The sequence below is a fragment of the Pseudomonas sp. BNK-15 genome (assembly GCF_047456105.1).
GTDB classification, from domain to species: domain Bacteria; phylum Pseudomonadota; class Gammaproteobacteria; order Pseudomonadales; family Pseudomonadaceae; genus Aquipseudomonas; species Aquipseudomonas putida_E.
The window spans coordinates 2,053,376-2,072,238 of record NZ_CP179898.1; the positions used below are offsets into that span (position 1 = coordinate 2,053,376).

At 60.8% G+C, this 18,863-nt stretch carries 17 protein-coding genes; 12 read left to right on the forward strand and 5 right to left on the reverse strand.

Annotated elements, in window-relative coordinates; genetic code table 11:
• Positions 1 to 277 precede the first annotated feature (277 nt).
• Both ACMGF5_RS09455 and aspA read right to left on the reverse strand, forming a co-directional pair.
• The gene (locus ACMGF5_RS09455; RefSeq protein ID WP_414157747.1) at positions 278 to 1,096 is read right to left on the reverse strand and encodes a hypothetical protein; all 819 of its coding nucleotides are present in this window, start codon (positions 1,094 to 1,096) and stop codon (positions 278 to 280) included.
• A gap of 429 nt (positions 1,097 to 1,525) precedes the next feature.
• Positions 1,526 to 2,950: an aspartate ammonia-lyase gene (gene aspA / locus ACMGF5_RS09460; RefSeq protein WP_042111854.1), complete on the reverse strand. Its 1,425-nt coding sequence runs from the start codon at positions 2,948 to 2,950 to the stop codon at positions 1,526 to 1,528.
• 182 nt (positions 2,951 to 3,132) lie between these two features.
• Between aspA and ACMGF5_RS09465 the strand changes: the two genes are divergently transcribed.
• Positions 3,133 to 4,050, forward strand: a complete 918-nt coding sequence (locus ACMGF5_RS09465) for a LysR substrate-binding domain-containing protein (RefSeq protein ID WP_046786835.1) — start codon at positions 3,133 to 3,135, stop codon at positions 4,048 to 4,050.
• Here the strand turns inward: ACMGF5_RS09465 and ACMGF5_RS09470 are convergent.
• Positions 4,042 to 4,662, reverse strand: coding sequence for a hypothetical protein (locus ACMGF5_RS09470; RefSeq protein ID WP_115273263.1), 621 nt, complete (start codon positions 4,660 to 4,662; stop codon positions 4,042 to 4,044). The genes ACMGF5_RS09465 and ACMGF5_RS09470 overlap by 9 nt on opposite strands.
• Positions 4,663 to 4,933: 271 nt before the next feature.
• Here ACMGF5_RS09470 and purE point away from each other — a divergent pair, with 271 nt between their 5' ends.
• From purE to ACMGF5_RS09490, 4 genes are all read left to right on the forward strand, one after another.
• On the forward strand, positions 4,934 to 5,425 hold the full coding sequence (gene purE / locus ACMGF5_RS09475; RefSeq protein ID WP_003253304.1) for a 5-(carboxyamino)imidazole ribonucleotide mutase: 492 nt from the start codon (positions 4,934 to 4,936) through the stop codon (positions 5,423 to 5,425).
• Between the two features lie 10 nt (positions 5,426 to 5,435).
• On the forward strand, positions 5,436 to 6,518 hold the full coding sequence (locus ACMGF5_RS09480; RefSeq protein ID WP_046786838.1) for a 5-(carboxyamino)imidazole ribonucleotide synthase: 1,083 nt from the start codon (positions 5,436 to 5,438) through the stop codon (positions 6,516 to 6,518).
• A 108-nt stretch (positions 6,519 to 6,626) separates the two neighbouring features.
• On the forward strand, positions 6,627 to 6,872 hold the full coding sequence (locus tag ACMGF5_RS09485) for a GlsB/YeaQ/YmgE family stress response membrane protein (RefSeq protein ID WP_046786839.1): 246 nt from the start codon (positions 6,627 to 6,629) through the stop codon (positions 6,870 to 6,872).
• Between the two features lie 48 nt (positions 6,873 to 6,920).
• Entirely contained in the window at positions 6,921 to 7,454 is a 534-nt protein-coding gene (locus ACMGF5_RS09490; protein WP_196997276.1) for a DUF3299 domain-containing protein, read from the forward strand.
• Between the two features lie 86 nt (positions 7,455 to 7,540).
• Here the strand turns inward: ACMGF5_RS09490 and ACMGF5_RS09495 are convergent, their stop codons facing one another.
• Positions 7,541 to 8,437, reverse strand: coding sequence for a D-hexose-6-phosphate mutarotase (locus ACMGF5_RS09495; RefSeq protein ID WP_414157748.1), 897 nt, complete (start codon positions 8,435 to 8,437; stop codon positions 7,541 to 7,543).
• A gap of 71 nt (positions 8,438 to 8,508) precedes the next feature.
• Positions 8,509 to 8,907: an acyl-CoA thioesterase gene (locus ACMGF5_RS09500; protein ID WP_003253317.1), complete on the reverse strand. Its 399-nt coding sequence runs from the start codon at positions 8,905 to 8,907 to the stop codon at positions 8,509 to 8,511.
• Between the two features lie 357 nt (positions 8,908 to 9,264).
• Here ACMGF5_RS09500 and ACMGF5_RS09505 point away from each other — a divergent pair, with 357 nt between their 5' ends.
• The 7 genes from ACMGF5_RS09505 to ACMGF5_RS09535 all read left to right on the forward strand — a co-directional run bounded on the left by ACMGF5_RS09505 (position 9,265) and on the right by ACMGF5_RS09535 (position 18,739).
• Complete coding sequence (locus tag ACMGF5_RS09505; protein ID WP_012312095.1) at positions 9,265 to 10,554, forward strand: MFS transporter; 1,290 nt, start codon at positions 9,265 to 9,267, stop codon at positions 10,552 to 10,554.
• A gap of 165 nt (positions 10,555 to 10,719) precedes the next feature.
• Complete coding sequence (locus tag ACMGF5_RS09510; protein WP_012312096.1) at positions 10,720 to 11,718, forward strand: phosphate ABC transporter substrate-binding protein PstS; 999 nt, start codon at positions 10,720 to 10,722, stop codon at positions 11,716 to 11,718.
• 138 nt (positions 11,719 to 11,856) lie between these two features.
• Positions 11,857 to 14,145, forward strand: coding sequence for an ABC transporter permease subunit (locus ACMGF5_RS09515; protein WP_046786843.1), 2,289 nt, complete (start codon positions 11,857 to 11,859; stop codon positions 14,143 to 14,145).
• 17 nt (positions 14,146 to 14,162) lie between these two features.
• Positions 14,163 to 15,833 (forward strand): phosphate ABC transporter permease PstA, encoded by a 1,671-nt coding sequence (pstA, locus tag ACMGF5_RS09520; protein ID WP_119688039.1) that lies wholly within the window; start codon positions 14,163 to 14,165, stop codon positions 15,831 to 15,833.
• Positions 15,834 to 15,935: 102 nt separating this feature from the next.
• A complete protein-coding gene (gene pstB / locus ACMGF5_RS09525; RefSeq protein WP_012312099.1) occupies positions 15,936 to 16,769 on the forward strand; it encodes a phosphate ABC transporter ATP-binding protein PstB in 834 nt (277 codons plus the stop codon).
• Positions 16,770 to 16,900: 131 nt separating this feature from the next.
• The gene (gene phoU / locus ACMGF5_RS09530; protein ID WP_012312100.1) at positions 16,901 to 17,671 is read left to right on the forward strand and encodes a phosphate signaling complex protein PhoU; all 771 of its coding nucleotides are present in this window, start codon (positions 16,901 to 16,903) and stop codon (positions 17,669 to 17,671) included.
• 165 nt (positions 17,672 to 17,836) lie between these two features.
• Positions 17,837 to 18,739, forward strand: a complete 903-nt coding sequence (locus ACMGF5_RS09535) for a response regulator (RefSeq protein WP_046786845.1) — start codon at positions 17,837 to 17,839, stop codon at positions 18,737 to 18,739.
• The last annotated feature ends 124 nt before the right edge of the window (positions 18,740 to 18,863 follow it).

Here is an 18,863-nt window from a genome sequence, read left to right on the forward strand (position 1 = left end):
CGGGACAGGTATGAATAGATGAGCAATTTGCATGCCGTTATCGCAATCGGCGTTGACTCGCGGAAGGTACAATGCCCGTGGCGATCATTAAAGCCACCGGCCAGGAGCCCAGTGTGACTGCGCTACGCACTTGGCTCCCGCCGAGGGGCTTAAGGATGCAGCCAGAAAGGCTTGGTTACATTGGCGCGACGTCCCGGCATTGCCTGGCCAAGCGTCATCCGCTTTGGTTTGCCGGCGATCGGGTTCACCTGGAAAGCAACGATAATCATCTTGGCGCTTAGACGGCACTCGAAATGACGACGGCCAACATATCCGCCAACGTATCTGTCCAGAAATTTGCTGTGTCGAATTTACCGGCGCCTCCATAACTCGTCATTCCGTTTCCGCTGCGGTAGAGGGTGCAAACAACAACTTCATCATCTGCTATCGAGTTTTCATCGTAGGTTTTTGACCTATTCAGCGAGCGACCTTGATCCGCGTTCTTGATGGGCCAGGGTATCCCGTGGTCTGGCATGGAACTTCCCCGCATCCACATAATACGGTCGTTTTCTTCTTTTGCCGCTTTCATTTTTGCAGCTTGACTATCAATCGTATCCCATTTTAGCTTGGCTATCCGCTCCAGGAAAACGTCCTGCCCTCTCAATGATTTGATAACTGGCGCTAAAATTTCATTGATGGTGTCAGTCTGGTTTATATAGAACTCTAGTGGCAAAAGCATGTAGCTGCTGTCATAAATATTTGCAGGAATGGTGTTGCTTTTCACGATCACCACCATGCGTAATTTTCTGATTTTTTCTCCTAATTCGACTACGGATCCAGGAAAAAGCTTATGGGCGAGGACTGGCAGAACGAAGGTATCACCTTGCCTTTTTGCTTCCCCGCTATTCCAGGTGCCCATCAGCAGGGTGGTATCAGAGGGATCATAAATGAAGTTTTTATCGAGTAGCCCCTCGTAGCTGGAAGCATTGCCTAAACTATAGTCGCCCAGGCGATGTTCAGGGGAGTGCGGACTGGCGGGGTCTTCAATAACATAAGGATGAGTTTCAAAGCCTGTCCGAGGAGCCTTTACGATGCGAGTGATTTTATAGTTTTTCATGACACGTCTCTTTGAGGAGTTGGTAGTCCGAATGCTAATTTCACTCAATGGCTGCGGCAACTGGTAAAAATGATAGTTTTGACAGGTAAACAAGGGCAGTGGCGCTAAGCTAATTTGAGGCCCTTATTCGAAACGACATTCAGATATAAAAGGTGGTGGGCTTCCGGAAAGAGATTTCTCACCCCCAAGAGAAAGAACCTGCTGTTCCGCTTGTCTTAGGCAGGCGCAGTCATCGCTTCACAATCCCAAGCGGTGGTGGGGCTTTGGTTTGCTCGCACGAATATCACCCATCAATCCGGCGTCCTTGTTTGCGTCTTTCCCGGATTGCGTGAAGAACAAAAAAAGGGCCCGGAGCGTGCGCTCGGGCCCTTGAAAGGTCGAGAGGTGTCTAGTCCCTCAAACCTGGTGAGACTGTTTGCAGCAGCCGGGTTACGCCTTCAGCGGAACCAGACGTGGAGCGATCATGTTTTCCGGGCGCAGGATGTCGTTGAGCATCACTTCGTCCAGCAGCTGTTCTTCGCGCACCAGTTCCAGCACACCACGGCCGGTTTCCAGGGCTACGCGGGCGATACGGGTGGCGTTTTCGTAGCCGATGTAGGGGTTCAGGGCGGTGACCAGGCCGATCGAGTGCTCGACCAGTTCACGGCAGCGCTGTTCGTTGGCAGTGATGCCGACGATGCAGTGCTCGCGCAGCATGTCCATGGCACGCTGGAGCAGGCGGATCGAGTCGAAGATCTTGTAGGCGATCAGCGGCTCCATCACGTTCAGCTGCAGCTGGCCACCTTCGGCGGCGACGGTCAGGGCCAGGTCGTTGCCCATGATGGCGAAGGCAACCTGGTTGACGGCTTCCGGGATGACCGGGTTGACCTTGCCTGGCATGATCGAGCTGCCTGGCTGGCGCGCTGGTAGGTTGATCTCGTTGATGCCGGTGCGTGGGCCGCTGGACAGCAGGCGCAGGTCGTTGCAGATCTTCGACAGCTTGACCGCAGTACGCTTGAGCATGCCGGAGAACAGCACGAAGGCGCCCATGTCGGAGGTGGCTTCGATCAGGTCGGCAGCCGGTACCAGCGGCTGGCCGCTGATGGTCGCCAAGCGCTGTACGGCCAGGGCCTGGTAGCCAGGGTCGGCGTTGATGCCGGTGCCGATGGCGGTACCGCCCAGGTTGATTTCGGTCAGCAGTTCCGGGGCCAGCGAGCGCAGGCGCTGCAGGTCTTCGGTCATGGTGGTGGCGAAGGCGCGGAATTCCTGGCCCAGGGTCATCGGCACGGCGTCCTGCAGTTGGGTGCGGCCCATCTTCAGTACGTGGTCGAACTCTTTACCTTTGGCAGCGAAGGCCTGGATCAGGCTGTCGAGGCTGGCCAGCAGCGCGTCGTGGCCCAGCAGCAGGCCCAGACGGATGGCGGTCGGGTAAGCGTCGTTGGTCGACTGCGCCATGTTCACGTCGTTGTTCGGGTGCAGGTACTGGTACTCACCCTTCTGGTGGCCCATGGCCTCCAGTGCGACGTTGGCGATGACTTCGTTGGCGTTCATGTTGGTGGAAGTACCAGCGCCACCTTGAATCATGTCCACAACGAACTGGTCGTGGAAGTCACCGCGGATCAGGCGGGCGCAGGCCTCGCTGATGGCGGCGTGCTTGGCATCGCTCAGGTGCCCCAGCTCGCGGTTGGCGTCGGCAGCGGCCTGCTTGACCATGGCAAGTGCCACGACCAGCTTCGGGTAGTGCGACAGCGGAACACCGGAGAGATGGAAGTTGTTGGCAGCGCGCAGAGTCTGGATGCCGTAGTAGGCATCGGCAGGGACTTCAAGGGTACCAAGCAGATCTTTTTCGACGCGGAACGATGCAGCGGAGGACATGATGGATATCATCTCGATTTTGACCCGGCACATGCCGGAATGGCGCCAATCCTAGGCCTTAAGGGGATTTTGCGGCCAATGCTGTTGCACGCTAACCTATGCACAAACGGCATAGTGTTTGATGTGACGCCAATTGACATTCGAGCGTGTTCCATTTTGGTGCATGCCGGGAGATTCGCTTAGTGAACCTAGAAAGCAAATGGCTGGAAGACTTCAGTGCGCTGGCCGCCACCCGTAGTTTTTCCCAGGCGGCGGAGCGCCGTTTCGTCACCCAGCCGGCGTTCAGCCGACGTATTCGTAGCTTGGAGGCGGCGCTTGGCCTGACGCTGGTGAATCGTTCCCGCACGCCCATCGAGCTGACGGCGGCTGGTCAACTTTTTCTGGTTACGGCGCGCACAGTTGTCGACCAGTTGAGCGAAGTTCTACGCCATTTGCATCATCTTGAAGGTGGCCAGGGCGAGGTGATCCAGGTGGCGGCGGCGCACTCGCTGGCATCAGGCTTTTTCCCTCGCTGGGTTGCACAACTGCGCAACGATGGTTTGAACATCGCCACACGGCTGGTAGCCACCAACGTCGGTGATGCTGTGCATGCCTTGCGCGAAGGCGGCTGCGATTTGATGCTGGCTTTCTATGACCCGGATGCGGCGCTGCAGATGGACGCCGAAATTTTCCCGTCGCTGCACATGGGGACCACCGAAATGCTTCCCGTCTGCGCCGTGGGGGCCGATGGAAAGCCGATGTTCGACCTTGAGGGCGATGCCAGCGTACCGTTGCTTGCTTACAGTGCCGGCGCCTTCCTTGGCCGCTCCGTGAGCCTGCTGCTGCGCCAGCGTAATTTGCGTTACACCACGGTCTATGAAACAGCCATGGCTGACAGTTTGAAGAGCATGGCGTTGGAAGGCATGGGCGTTGCCTGGGTGCCCCGGCTTTCAATGCGTGGCGAACTGGAGCGTGGCGAGTTGGCCATCTGCGGAGGGGCCCAGTGGCATGTGCCACTTGAAATCCGCTTGTATCGCTGTGCATTGGTGCGCAAGGCCAACGTGCGCCTGCTCTGGCGCAAGCTCGAGTCCGCTGGTGCTCAAGGTGAAGGCTCAGTGTGAGTTGTACTTGAGGTAGTCGGCGATGTTCGCCCGGTTCTTGTCGCTGTACCGGTAGCAGTTCGATCGGGCCGGAATTCGGGGGTGTGTGTAGGTTTCGCACACCCATCCGTTGAACTTCAGTTCGGCGTCTTCATGCGTGGCGGAAAGCAGATGGCCGATTTCATGGGCGGCGCTGCTGTAAGCGGCCAATGAGGCGATGGCGGTGTTCTGTTTGAAGTACGCCAGGCCCGCATTGTAGTTAAGCCCGCTGTGGTCATAGCTGTTGCGCGTCATCAGCAGGTGCTTGTTCATGAACGAGAAGGGGTGGTTCGAGGTCAGTTCAAGCACTCCTTGGGTGAACGCCTCAAGAATCTGACTCGATGGCACGCCTTGATAATCAATATCGGTGATGCCGGGCACGTTGCGTCGCAAGATCAGTTCCGTGGGGTGGGAGGTGAAACTGCGCATCTCATCGAGCCAGTGCTGAAAGTAATCGTTGTGCAATTGCTCGTCGCTGATGCTGGCCAGTTCGTCGTGAAGGTAAACGGTCACAACCAGCGACTTGGCCGCTACTGCGCAAGGCAGCTGCAGGGACAGCAGGAGGCTGAAAAAGAACGTGAGGGTCTTGGGCATGGCGATTCTCCAAGGAGATTGAAATTGGCGGGCGCAATCGTCACCACCCGGAATGCCTTTCGGCAGTGGGAAAAAGTTGTCCCACGAGACAGCTTGCCCTTTGATCCGACATGTGCTTGTAGGGGTGGGCGGGCCGACTTGAAATACGCTACAATCCCGCGCCTTCGGCCGACCCGGTCGATTCAGAATCCGTATGACAAGCCACGCCGGTCCACCTGCGTGGCTTGTTGCTTTTAGCGCGCCAGAAGGCGCTTGCAGGAGAGGCTCGACGATGAGTGCACTGGTTGGCGTGATCATGGGCTCCAAGTCCGATTGGTCCACCCTTAGCCACACCGCCGATATGCTGGAAAAACTCGGCATTCCCTACGAAGTGAAGGTGGTTTCCGCCCACCGCACCCCGGATCTGCTGTTCCAGTACGCTGAAGAAGCCGAAGGGCGTGGCATCGAGGTGATCATCGCCGGCGCTGGTGGCGCTGCGCACCTGCCTGGCATGTGCGCCGCCAAGACCCACCTGCCGGTGCTGGGTGTGCCGGTACAGTCGTCGATGTTGTCGGGTGTCGACTCGCTGCTGTCGATCGTGCAGATGCCTGCCGGCGTACCGGTTGCCACCCTGGCCATCGGCCGTGCCGGCGCGGTCAACGCCGCGCTGCTGTCGGCGAGCATCCTCGGTGCCAAATACCCGCAGTATCACGCGGCGCTCAAGCAGTTCCGCACCGAGCAGACCGACACTGTGCTGGACAATCCAGACCCACGTCAGGCTTGAGGCTGAACCCATGAAGATCGGTGTTATCGGTGGCGGCCAGCTGGGCCGCATGCTGGCTCTGGCGGGCACCCCGCTGGGCATGAACTTCGCCTTCCTCGACCCGGCGCCGGACGCCTGCGCGGCGCCACTTGGCGAGCACCTGCGTGCCGACTACGGCGACCAGGACCACCTGCGCCAGCTGGCAGACGAAGTCGACCTGGTGACCTTCGAGTTCGAAAGCGTCCCGGCCGAGACCGTCGCCTTCCTCTCGCAGTTCGTCCCGGTGTACCCGAGCGCCGAAGCGCTGCGTATCGCCCGCGACCGCCTGTTCGAGAAGAGCATGTTCCGCGACCTGGGCATTCCAACCCCGGCCTTCGCCGACATCCTCTCGCAGGCCGACCTTGATGCGGCGGTGGCCAGCATCGGCCTGCCGGCCGTGCTCAAGACCCGGACCCTGGGTTACGACGGCAAGGGCCAGAAGGTTCTGCGCACCCCTGAAGATGTGGTGGGTACCTTTGCCGAGCTGGGCAGCGTGCCGTGCCTGCTGGAAGGCTTCGTGCCGTTCACCGGCGAAGTATCCCTGGTGGCCGTGCGAGCACGCGATGGCGAAACCCGCTTCTACCCGTTGGTGCACAACACCCACGAGAGCGGCATCCTGCGCCTGTCCGTGGCAAGCCAGGCGCACCCTCTGCAGGGCCTGGCCGAAGATTATGTCGGCCGTGTGCTCAAGCAGCTGGACTATGTGGGTGTGATGGCCTTCGAGTTCTTTGAAGTCGACGGTGGCCTCAAGGCCAACGAGATAGCGCCGCGTGTGCACAACTCCGGGCACTGGACCATCGAAGGCGCCGAGTGCAGCCAGTTCGAAAACCACCTGCGCGCCGTTGCCGGCCTGCCGCTGGGTTCGACTGCCAAGGTTGGCGAGAGCGCCATGCTCAACTTCATCGGTGAAGTGCCGGCAGTGGACAAGGTCATCGCCATCGATGACTGCCACCTGCATCACTATGGCAAGGCCTTCAAGGCCGGGCGCAAGGTAGGCCACGCCACCTTGCGTTGCCAGGACATGGCCACCCTCGAGCGCAAGATTGCCGAAGTAGAGGCCCTGATCAGCAACTGATCGGGCATCTGATCGAACTTCTGCAAGCGGTTCGCCCTCTGAAATGGCAACAAGCCAAAGCGCTGTCTAGGCTTTGGCTTGCTCCATCTTCACTGCAGAGGGATTGCCATGGGTATCATTGGAACTATCTTCATCGGCCTCATCGTTGGTCTGCTGGCGCGCTTCATCAAGCCCGGCGACGACAGCATGGGCTGGATCATGACCATCCTGCTGGGTATTGCCGGCTCCTTGATCGCCACGTATGGCGGCCAGGCGCTGGGTATTTACCAGGCCGGGCAGGCAGCGGGCTTCTTCGGCGCGCTGGTGGGTGCCATCGTCCTTCTGGTGATCTACGGATTCATCAAGAAACGCTGAATACTGGTTAGAATGCCCGGCAATTCATCCGAGTTGCCGAGCATCTTCATGCGTGCGTTATTCCTCATCCCCATGCTCCTGGCCAGCTCCCTGGCCCATGCCGAACTGCCTGAAACCGACTGGCTCGAGCTGATGCCCAAGTCGGACCAGAAAGCCCTCGAGCAAATGCCCGAGATCGACCACAACTCGCCGGAGGCGATGGGTACCTTCACCGACAAGGGCGGCTTGAAGCAAAGCAAGGGCCTGCCGGCGGTGATGTACTCGACCAAGACCGTGGCCGCCATGAACGGCAAGGAAATTCGTCTCGGTGGTTACCCCGTGCCGCTTGAAAGCGATGCCAAGGGCAACAGCACGCTGTTCTTCCTGGTGCCGTACCCGGGCGCCTGCATCCATGTACCGCCGCCGCCACCCAACCAGCTGGTGCTGGTGCGCTATCCGAAGGGCTTGAAGATCGATGACATCTACACGCCGTTGTGGGTCAGCGGGACGTTGAAGGTGGAAAAGGTCAGCAACGACCTGGCCGATGCGGCGTATGCGCTGGAAGCCCGGAAGGTGAGGGTAGTGGAGGACGCTGACCTGTGAAGGGGCTGCTCCTGCAGGTATGCGCGATCTCCGTAGGAGCGGCCTTGTGTCGCGAAAGGACCGCACAGCGGTCCCAGGCAGTTGAATCAAAGCGCTTCGCTGCCAATTGCCACTTGCAGCGAATGGAACGCCCCAGGCTTCAACTCCACCACATCGTCCCAGACATTCGCCGTCTCGATGCACAGCATTCGCTGCCAGCCATCATCGGCCATGTCAGGCAATTCCTGGGCTCTGTCGGTCCATGGGTTCCAGATCACCGCTGAACGTGAACCGCTGCTGGTCAGGGTAATGCGCCGGTTCCAGTGCGGGTCGACAATGCTCAGTTGTGCAGGCGTATTCAGGTAGATGCGATCGGTCTCACCGGTGAACGTCAGCGCACCCTGCTGCTGGCGCTGTTCCCAGTCAGCCAGGGTCTCGATGTAGCCCAGCCCGTCGACACCCTCGACGCGCGCCTGGCGCACATCGCTGACGGCAAAGTAGCTGTGCAGGGCCTGGCTGATGGTGACAGGGGTATTGCCCCTGTTACGGCTGGTGAGGGTCAGTTCAAGCGCATCACCCATGACGATCAGCAGCTTCAGCTCCACATCATGCGGCCACTCTGGCAGATCGCCCTGGGCCTTTGGCAGTTCGAATTCGATGCGCAGCGCGCCGGCTGCCTCTTCGATGCCCAACAGTTGCCAGTCACATGTGCGGGCCAACCCATGGGCGGGAGCCTGCGTGCCACGGTACATGCCCTGAACGGATTCGGGGTTGCGCTGCAGGTTGCCGAACCACGGCCAGCACACCGGCACACCTGCGCGCACCGACTTACCCTGACGGAACATGGCCTGGTCACTCAGCCACAGCAGCGGCGGCTCGCCAATGTGCTGGTAGCTGAGGATCTGTGCACCCTGCTGGGCGATCAGTAGTTCGGCACGGTCGCTGGTGATACGCCAGCAGTTGAGTTCGCCGTGTTGCTCGGTTACGACCTGGTAGGTAGCCATTGCGCTCGTCTCATTGATTGCCTGTGGGCCTTGGACCCGGTGCCTTGCAATGAGTTTACCGCTCGCGTGGCTTAGCGACGAGGCACCGAGCGGGTGCGGCCGCTGCCATCGATGGCGACGAAGACGAACACCGCTTCAGTCACCTTGCGCCATTCGCTGGACAGCGGGTCGTCGCTCCACACTTCGACCATCATCTGGATCGAGCTGCGGCCGATTTCCAGCGTCTGGGTATAGAACGACAGTTGTGCGCCCACGGCCACAGGCACCAGGAAGGCCATGCGGTCAATGGCCACTGTTGCCACCCGGCCGCCCGCGACGCGGCTCGCCATGGCAGTGCCTGCCAGGTCCATCTGGGCGACCAGCCAGCCGCCAAAGATGTCGCCAAAACCGTTGGTTTCGCGGGGCAACGCAGTGATTTGCAGGGCCAGGTCGCCTTGCGGGATAGGATCTTCTTGTTCGAGCTCAATCATGCGGTGGGGCCTCTGACCCGTGACGCTTTCGTTGGTGTGGCGCAAAGGCCGAGTAAACGATTCAGCTTGAAACATACTACGCCGATTTCGTTTCGCTGGACGGCCGTAGGGAAATTCTGCGAAACCGCCTGACTTAAAAGACCGGCGTTTTCGCACAACATCCCACCGTGGCGGCAACGTTTTCCTACGAACGGGCAGTATATATAGCCAAACGCTCAGCGACGACCGTGCAGTCATGAATATCTGTATGGATTTTGTATCGCTTTCAGCACGCCCCGGCAATTTGCTATCTTCGCCTGTCACCGCCAGAAGCCGCGTGCCAAGCGGCCTGCATGCCCTACAAGAGAAGAACAAGCAATGACCTCCGTGCCGAGCAGTATCGAGCAGCCCTCGCGGCCGCTGACCCGCAGTGACTACAAGACCCTCTCACTGTCCGCGCTAGGCGGAGCCCTTGAGTTCTACGACTTCATCATTTTCGTGTTTTTCGCCACGGTGGTCGGCAAGCTGTTCTTCCCGGCCGACATGCCCGAGTGGCTGCGTCTGATGCAGACCTTCGGCATTTTCGCCGCTGGCTACCTGGCCCGGCCGCTGGGCGGCATCATCATGGCCCACTTCGGCGACCTGCTTGGGCGCAAGAAGATGTTCACCCTGAGCATCTTCATGATGGCCCTGCCAACGCTGATCATGGGTTTGCTGCCGACCTATGCCCAGATCGGCATGTGGGCACCGATCCTGTTGCTGTTGATGCGCGTGATCCAGGGTGCGGCGATCGGGGGCGAAGTGCCTGGCGCCTGGGTGTTCGTGTCCGAGCATGTGCCAGCGCGTAATACCGGCTATGCCTGCGGCACCCTGACCGCCGGCCTGACCGCTGGCATTCTGCTTGGCTCGCTGGTGGCGACACTGATCAACACGGTCTATAGCGTTGAAGAAGTCGCCGACTACGCCTGGCGTATCCCGTTCCTGCTTGGCGGCGTGTTCGGCCTGTTCTCGGTGTACCTGCGCCGCTGGCTGCACGAAACTCCGGTATTCGCCGAGATGCAGCAGCGCAAGGCGCTTGCCGAAGAGCTGCCGCTGCGGGCCGTGCTGCGTGATCACCGCGGGCCGATCATCCTGTCGATGCTGCTGACCTGGATGCTTTCTGCCGGCATCGTAGTGGTCATCCTGATGACACCGGCGTTGTTGCAGAGCATCTACCACATCAGCCCCACCGACTCGCTCAAGGCCAATAGCCTGGCGATCGTGCTGCTTAGCCTTGGCTGCATCGGCTCTGGGAGCCTGGCCGACCGCTTTGGTGCCGGCCGCGTCTTCGTGATCGGCAGCCTGTTGCTGCTGGTGACATCCTGGACCTTCTACCACAGCCTGCCGACCCACCCGCAACTGCTGTTCCCGCTGTATGCCATCACCGGCCTGTGCGTAGGCGTGATCGGCGCGGTGCCCTATGTGATGGTCAAGGCGTTCCCGGCGGCGGTGCGCTTCAGCGGCCTGTCGTTCTCCTACAACGTGGCCTACGCCATCTTCGGCGGCTTGACGCCGATGGTGGTGACCGCGCTGCTCAAGGTCAGCCCGATGGCGCCTGCTTATTACGTAGCGGGCCTGTGCGCCGTCGGTCTGGTTGTCGGGCTGTACTTGCTGTCTAAAAAACGCTGATAACGCTCTAGCCACCGCTCCTGCAACATTTTGAAAGGCCATCCTGGGTATCCAGTGATGGCCTTTCATCCAATTGTCACATTGGAGTCATATCGTATTCATGCGGCCTGCAGATACTTGGGCCCGATCCATCCAACATCCCAATATTCCTGCTAGGAGCAAGGCATGAAACTGAAGCGTTTGATGGCGGCCCTCACCTTTGCCGCCGCTGGCGTTGCAACCGCCAACGCGGTAGCCGCCGTCGACCCTGCGATCCCGACCTACACCAAGACCACTGGTGTTTCGGGCAACCTCTCCAGCGTCGGTTCCGACACCCTCGCGAACCTCATGACTCTGTGGGCCGAGGCCTACAAGAAGGAATATCCGAACGTCAACATCCAGATCCAGGCTGCTGGCTCCTCCACTGCGCCACCCGCGCTGACCGAAGGCACCGCCAACCTTGGCCCGATGAGCCGCAAGATGAAGGACGTCGAGCTGCAGGCCTTCGAGCAGAAGTATGGCTACAAGCCGACCGCCATCCCGGTCGCCGTCGACGCCCTGGCCGTGTTCGTACATAAAGACAACCCGATCAAGGGCCTGACCATGGCTCAGGTCGACGCGATCTTCTCTTCCACTCGTCTGTGCGGCGCCAAGGCCGACGTCAAGACCTGGGGCGACCTGGGCGTGACCGGCGACCTGGCCAACAAGCCAGTTCAGCTGTTCGGCCGTAACTCGGTATCGGGTACCTACGGTTACTTCAAGGAAGAGGCCCTGTGCAAAGGTGACTTCAAGCCTAATGTCAACGAACAGCCCGGCTCGGCGTCGGTCGTGCAGTCGATCAGCTCCTCGTTGAACGGCATCGGCTACTCGGGCATCGGCTACAAGACTGCCAGCGTCAAGACCGTAGGTCTGGCCAAGAAGGAAGGCGGCGAGTTCATCGAAGACAACGAAGCCAATGCCCTGAACGGTACCTACCCGCTGTCGCGCTTCCTGTACGTCTACGTCAACAAGGCCCCGAACAAGCCTCTGGCCCCGCTGGAAGCCGAGTTCGTCAAGCTGGTGCTGTCGCAGGCTGGCCAGCAGGTCGTGGTGAAGGACGGCTACATTCCGCTGCCGGCCAAGGTGGTCGACAAGACCCTGGCTGACCTGGGCCTGTCCCACGCCGGTAACGTTGCAAAGAAGTAAGTAACTGAGGAAAAGGCCGGCACTGAAGCCGGCCTTTTCCACGAATTCTCGGTCCGAAGCCAGGGCTCCTGAGCGGCGGGCTTTTTTGCGTCAACGCACTGTCATGTTTTTGTCATACGGGACCGCTAGGGTGTGCGCATGAATGATCTGGCCAACTCCACCATGACCCAAAAATCCCCTCCCGAGCGGATTGATTTCAATACGCCCGAGTTGCAACGCAAGCGCCGCATGCGCGCGCTCAAGGACCGCCTGACCCGCTGGTATGTACTGGTGGGCGGGCTTGCCGTGCTGGCAGCCATCACGCTGATCTTCTTCTATCTGGCCTATGTGGTGCTGCCGCTGTTCCAGGGCGCCGAGCTGACCAGCAAGAAGGCCCTGGAGCCGACCTGGCTGCAGCAGGATGCCGGCAAGCCGCTGATGATCGCGCTCGAAGAGCAGAACCTGGTCGGCATGCGCGTCTCGGACAAGGGGCAGGCACTGTTCTTCGATACCAAGACCGGTAACGAGCTCAACCGCGTCGACCTGCCGCTGCCGGCAGGCACCCAGGTCAGCTCGATCAGCACCGACCAGCCGGGCAGCCCGCTGGTAGTGCTGGGCTTGTCCAATGGTCAGGCGCTGGTGTTCCACCACACCTACAAGATCACTTACCCGGACAACAAAAAGACCATCACCCCAGGCATCGACTACCCGTACGGCCAGGAGCCGTTCGTGTTGGATGAGCAGGGCCGCGCGCTGGAGCACGTCAGCGTCAACGTAAACGGCGATACCCTGATGCTGGCCGGTTCCACCGGCGCGCACCTGCAGGTGGTCGAGCTGACGCGCACCGAAAACCTGATGACCGAAGAGGTCACCACCGAGCAAAACCGCATCGAGCTGCCGCAAATGACCGAGGCGGTGAAGAACATCTTCATCGACCCGCGCCAGCAGTGGCTGTACGTGATCAACGGCCGAGCCACCGCGGATGTCTTCAGCCTGCGCGACAAGAGCCTCAATGGCCGCTACAAGCTGTCCGAGAGCGCTGACACCGAGATCACCGCCACCGCGCAACTGGTCGGCGGCATCTCGCTGATCATCGGTGACTCCAAAGGCGGCCTGGCCCAGTGGTTCATGGCCCGTGACCCGGATGGCGAATCGCGTTTCAAGCAGATCCGTACCTTCCAGATGGGCAAGGCGCCGATCGTCCAGATCGACGCCGAAGAGCGCCGCAAGGGCTTCATCGCCCTGGACGCCGAAGGCAAGCTGGGCGTCTTCCACAGCACCGCGCACCGCACCCTGCTGGTCGAGCCTGCTGCCGAAGGCCCGGGTATCCTGGCCCTGTCGCCGCGTGCCAACCGTATCTTCATCGAAGAGGGCGGCAAGCTGCTGCCACTGAACCTGAAGAACCCGCACCCGGAAATTTCCTTCAGCGCACTGTGGGGCAAGGTCTGGTACGAGAACTACGACGAGCCCAAGTACGTCTGGCAGTCGACGGCTTCGAACACCGACTTCGAGCCTAAGCTGAGCCTGTCGCCCCTGACCTTCGGTACCCTCAAGGCCGCGTTCTACGCGATGATCCTGGCGGCTCCGCTGGCCATCGCTGCAGCAATCTACACCGCTTACTTCATGGCCCCGGGCATGCGCCGCAAGGTCAAGCCGGTGATCGAACTGATGGAAGCGATGCCGACGGTGATCCTCGGCTTCTTCGCTGGCCTGTTCCTCGCGCCGTACCTGGAAGGGCACCTGCCGGGTGTGTTCAGCCTGTTCCTGCTGATGCCGTTCGGCATCCTGCTGGCGGGCTTCACCTGGAGCCGCCTGCCTGAGTCGATTCGCCTGCGCGTGCCGGATGGTTGGGAAGCCGCCATCCTGATCCCGGTGATCCTGTTCACCGGCTGGTTCGCCCTGACCATGAGCCCGTACCTGGAAACCTGGTTCTTCGGCGGCGACATGCGCCTGTGGATCACCAATGACCTGGGTATCACCTACGACCAGCGCAACGCCCTGGTAGTGGGTATCGCCATGGGCTTTGCGGTCATCCCGAACATCTACTCGATCGCCGAAGACGCCGTGTTCAGCGTGCCGCGCAGCCTGACCCTGGGCTCCCTGGCCCTGGGTGCGACGCCGTGGCAGACCTTGACTCGTGTGGTCATCCTCACTGCCAGCCCGGGTATCTTCTCGGCGCTGATGATCGGCATGGGCCGAGCGGTGGGCGAGACCATGATCGTGCTCATGGCCACCGGCAACACCCCGGTGATGGAGATGAACCTGTTCGAAGGCATGCGTACCTTGGCCGCCAACGTGGCGGTGGAAATGCCCGAATCCGAAGTCGGCGGCAGCCATTACCGTGTGCTGTTCCTCGCCGCTCTCGTGCTGCTGATGTTCACCTTCATCATGAACACCTTGGCCGAGCTGATTCGCCAGCGTCTGCGCAAGAAATACTCGTCGCTTTGATAGAAAGGTAGAGATCCGTGAAAAAGGATTCCCTCAAAGGCTGGTTCAAGAGCGGCGCCCCAGGCGTCTGGATCAGCGGTGGCGCGGTCGCCATGGCGGTCATCATGACCGTCGGCCTGCTGGCCGTGATTGCCGTACGCGGCCTGGGCCACTTCTGGCCCGCCGACCTGGTCCAGGCCACCTATAAGGTGCCGGGCCAGGGTGACCACGTCATCGTCGGTGAAGTGGTTCAGAAAGAAGAAGTGCCCCGCGTCCGCCTCAAGGGTGCCGGCCTGCCGGTTCCTGACGAAGGCCCGGAGTTCATGACCCGTGAGCTGATCAAGGTGGGTAACCGTGACCTCAACGGCAGTGACTTCACTTGGGTGGTGGGTGAATGGTTGGTCGACGAGCAGCGCCCGGTCGACCTGATCGCCCTGGAGCGCCGCGAATGGGGCAACTTCTACGGCTACCTGGTGAGCGTCAAGGAACAAGGCCGCGTGGTCGCCGAGGGCGCTGGCGCCTGGAACGAGCTGCAGGCACGCCTGAAACGCGCCAACCAGCTCAACAGCGAGCTGCAGCAGCTTGAGAAAAAAGACATCGGTGCCATCAACCATGGCCTTGAGCGCCTGCGTCTGCATGGCCGCAAGCTGGAGCTGGAAGGCAAGCTGGACGCTACGGCCCAGGCCGACATGGATGCCGAACGTGCCGAGTTGAACAGCCGCTACAAGGCCATCGAAGACCGCCTCAGCAGCCTGCATCAGGCCTTCTCCCGCGACAGCCTGGTCGCTCGCGACGGCAACGGCCGCGAAGTGGAGATCAACCTGAGCAAGGTCGTGCACGCCATCCAGCCTAACGCCATGTCCGGCTTTACCAAGATGGGCACCTACTTCGCCAAGGTCTGGGAGTTCCTCAGCGACGATCCTCGTGAAGCCAACACCGAAGGCGGTATCTTCCCGGCCATTTTCGGTACCGTGATGATGACCCTGATCATGGCCGTGATCGTCACCCCGTTCGGCGTGCTGGCGGCGGTCTACTTGCGCGAATACGCCAAGCAAGGCCCGGTGACGCGCCTGATCCGCATCGCCGTGAACAACCTGGCGGGCGTTCCGGCCATCGTCTACGGCGTGTTCGGCCTGGGCTTCTTCGTCTATGTGCTGGGTGGTTCGATCGACCGTCTGTTCTTCCCCGAGTCGCTGCCGGCACCGACCCTGGGCACGCCAGGCCTGCTGTGGGCATCGCTGACCCTGGCGCTGCTGGCTGTGCCGGTGGTGATCGTGGCCACCGAGGAAGGCCTGGCGCGTATTCCACGCACCGTGCGTGAAGGCTCGCTGGCGCTTGGCGCGACCAAGGCCGAGACCCTGTGGAAAATCGTGCTGCCAATGGCCAGCCCGGCGATGATGACCGGCATGATCCTCGCCGTGGCCCGTGCCGCTGGTGAAGTGGCGCCGCTGATGTTGGTCGGCGTGGTCAAGCTGGCGCCGTCGTTGCCGCTGGACGGTAACTACCCGTACCTGCACCTGGACCAGAAGATCATGCACCTGGGCTTCCACATCTACGATGTCGGCTTCCAGAGCCCCAACGTCGAGGCCGCGCGGCCGTTGGTATACGCCACTGCGCTGCTGCTGGTGATGGTAATCGCCACCCTCAACCTCTCGGCGGTGTGGATCCGTAACCACCTGCGCGAGAAGTACAAGGCCCTCGACCACTGATTGATGCTTTAAGCCACAAGCGGCAAGCTCCAAGAGGAGTGCCGCTTTGCCCTAACTTGCAGCTTGCAGCTCAAAGCTTGCAGCTACAAACGGAGTGAGACCATGCAGCAAGAATCCCACACCCACGGCATCGACATGGCTGCCCTGGGCCGCGACAAGCAGAGCCTGCGCCTGGCCGAAGAGACCGTGGCCATCGAAGTACCCGGCCTGAGCCTGTATTACGGTGACAAGCAGGCGTTGTTCGATGTCAGCATGAACATCCCCAAGCAACGCGTGACGGCTTTCATCGGCCCGTCCGGCTGCGGCAAATCGACCCTGCTGCGCACCTTCAACCGCATGAACGACCTGGTTGACGGTTGCCGTGTCGAAGGCGCCATCAACCTGTACGGCAACAACATCTACCGCAAGGGCGAGGACGTGGCCGAGCTGCGCCGCCGCGTGGGCATGGTGTTCCAGAAGCCAAACCCGTTCCCCAAGACCATCTACGAGAACGTGGTGTATGGCCTGCGTATCCAGGGCATCAACAAGAAGCGCGTGCTGGACGAAGCGGTCGAGTGGGCACTGAAGGGCGCGGCCCTGTGGGAGGAGGTCAAGGACCGCCTGCATGACTCGGCGCTGGGCCTGTCCGGCGGCCAGCAGCAGCGTCTGGTGATCGCCCGTACCATCGCCGTCGAGCCTGAAGTGCTGCTGCTCGACGAGCCTTGCTCGGCACTGGACCCGATCTCGACGCTGAAGGTCGAAGAGCTGATCTACGAACTGAAATCCAAGTACACCATCGTTATCGTGACCCACAACATGCAACAGGCGGCCCGTGTTTCGGACTACACCGCGTTCATGTACATGGGCAAACTGGTCGAATTCGGTGATACCGACACCCTGTTCACCAACCCGGCGAAGAAGCAGACCGAAGACTACATCACCGGTCGCTACGGCTAACGGCGCTGTTGGGCGCGCCTGCGGGCTTTGAGCTTCAAGCTTCGAGCTTCAAGAAAAAGCAGCCAGCGCGGAGCCAGGAAACGACACGAACTACTTGAGGCTTGCAGCTTGCAGCTTCGCGGAGCTAAACGATGATCAACAAAGAAAGCCTGACGCACCACATTTCCCAGCAGTTCAACGCCGAACTCGAAGAGGTGCGCAGCCACCTCCTGGCCATGGGCGGGCTGGTCGAGAAACAGGTCAATGACGCGGTCACCGCGCTGATCGAGGCCGACTCGGGCCTGGCCCAGCAGGTGCGTGAAGTCGACGAGCAGATCAACCAGATGGAGCGCAACATCGACGAGGAGTGCGTGCGCATCCTCGCCCGTCGCCAGCCGGCGGCCTCCGACCTGCGCCTGATCATCAGCATTTCCAAGTCGGTGATCGACCTGGAGCGTATTGGTGACGAATCGACCAAGATCGCCCGCCGCGCCATCCAGTTGTGCGAAGAAGGCGAGTCGCCGCGCGGCTACGTCGAGGTGCGCCACATTGGCGACCAGGTGCGCAACATGGTGCGCGACGCACTGGATGCCTTCGCCCGCTTCGATGCCGACCTGGCTCTGTCGGTTGCCCAGTACGACAAGACCATCGACCGCGAGTACAAGACCGCCCTGCGTGAACTGGTGACCTACATGATGGAAGACCCGCGCTCGATCTCGCGGGTGCTGAGCGTCATTTGGGCCCTGCGTTCGCTGGAGCGTATCGGCGACCACGCGCGTAACATCTCGGAACTGGTGATCTACCTGGTGCGCGGTACCGATGTACGCCACATGGGCCTCAAGCGCATGAAAGCCGAAGTTCAGGGCACGGCTGGCGATGAGGCCGAAATTGCTAATGTTCCGGCTGAACCGGACGATAAATAAGATTGCTCCCGAGCATCGACGCCCGGCCTTCGCCGGGCGTTTTCGTTTGCGCTTGAGCAGTCAGCAGGCACCCGCGAACGATGCAAAGAAGTCCCGGCGTGATCCAGGTGTTGGCAAATGGCCACCAATCGGCGGTAGGCTAGTCGGGATTCAAGAGGAGTATCGATGAGTAAAGTCAATGTGCTGGTCGTGGATGACGCCCCGTTCATCCGTGATCTGGTGAGGAAGTGCCTGCGTAATGCCTTCCCGGGCATGGTCATCGAAGATGCGGTCAACGGCCGCAAGGCCATGGCCATGCTGGGCAAGGAAACCTTCGACCTTGTGCTGTGCGACTGGGAAATGCCCGAGATGTCCGGCCTTGAGCTGCTGACCTGGTGCCGCCAGCAGCCAGAAATGAAGAGCCTGCAGTTCATCATGGTGACCAGCCGCGGCGACAAGGAAAACGTCATCCAGGCCATTCAGGCGGGCGTCTCCGATTTTGTCGGCAAGCCATTCACCAACGAGCAGTTGCTGACCAAGGTGAAGAAAGCCCTGACCAAGATCGGCAAGCTTGAAAGCTTGGTCGCCGGTGGCCAGGCGCGGGTGAATTCGGCGTTCGCCAACGATTCGCTGAGCGCGCTGACCGGGGGCAAACCTGAAGCGGTCAAGGCCGCGCCTGCTGCGGCTGCGCCGGCCAAGCCGTTGATCAATGCACCGAAACCGCAGACGGCCGCCGCAGCCGCTGCGCAGACCGGGCGTGGACAAGGCCAGCTGCGCCTTTCCAGTGGTACTCAGCCTTGTGTGATCAAGGCGCTGAGCCTTAAGGAGGCGTTGCTGGTGGTACGTCGCAGTGCAGTGCTGCCACAGGTGCTCGAAGGCGCTGTACTGGACCTTGAGCAGGGCGAGAGCGCTGAAGTTGCCCGCCTGAATGGTTACCTGCATGCCATTGCGGCATTGGAGCCGAAACCTGAAAGCGACTGGCTGCAACTGACCTTCAAATTCGTCGACCAGGATGCACAGAAGCTCGACTACCTGTCGCGGCTGATTGCCCGCGGCACTACGCAGAAGCACTTCACCCCCGGCGCCTAGTTTCGTCGTACTCCGACCCTGTTGGAGCGGCCTTGTGTCGCGAAAGGGCTGCAGCGCAGCCCCCCAGCCATTCTTGCCGCGCTGCAAAACGGGGCCGCTGTGCGGCCCTTTCGCGACGCAAGGC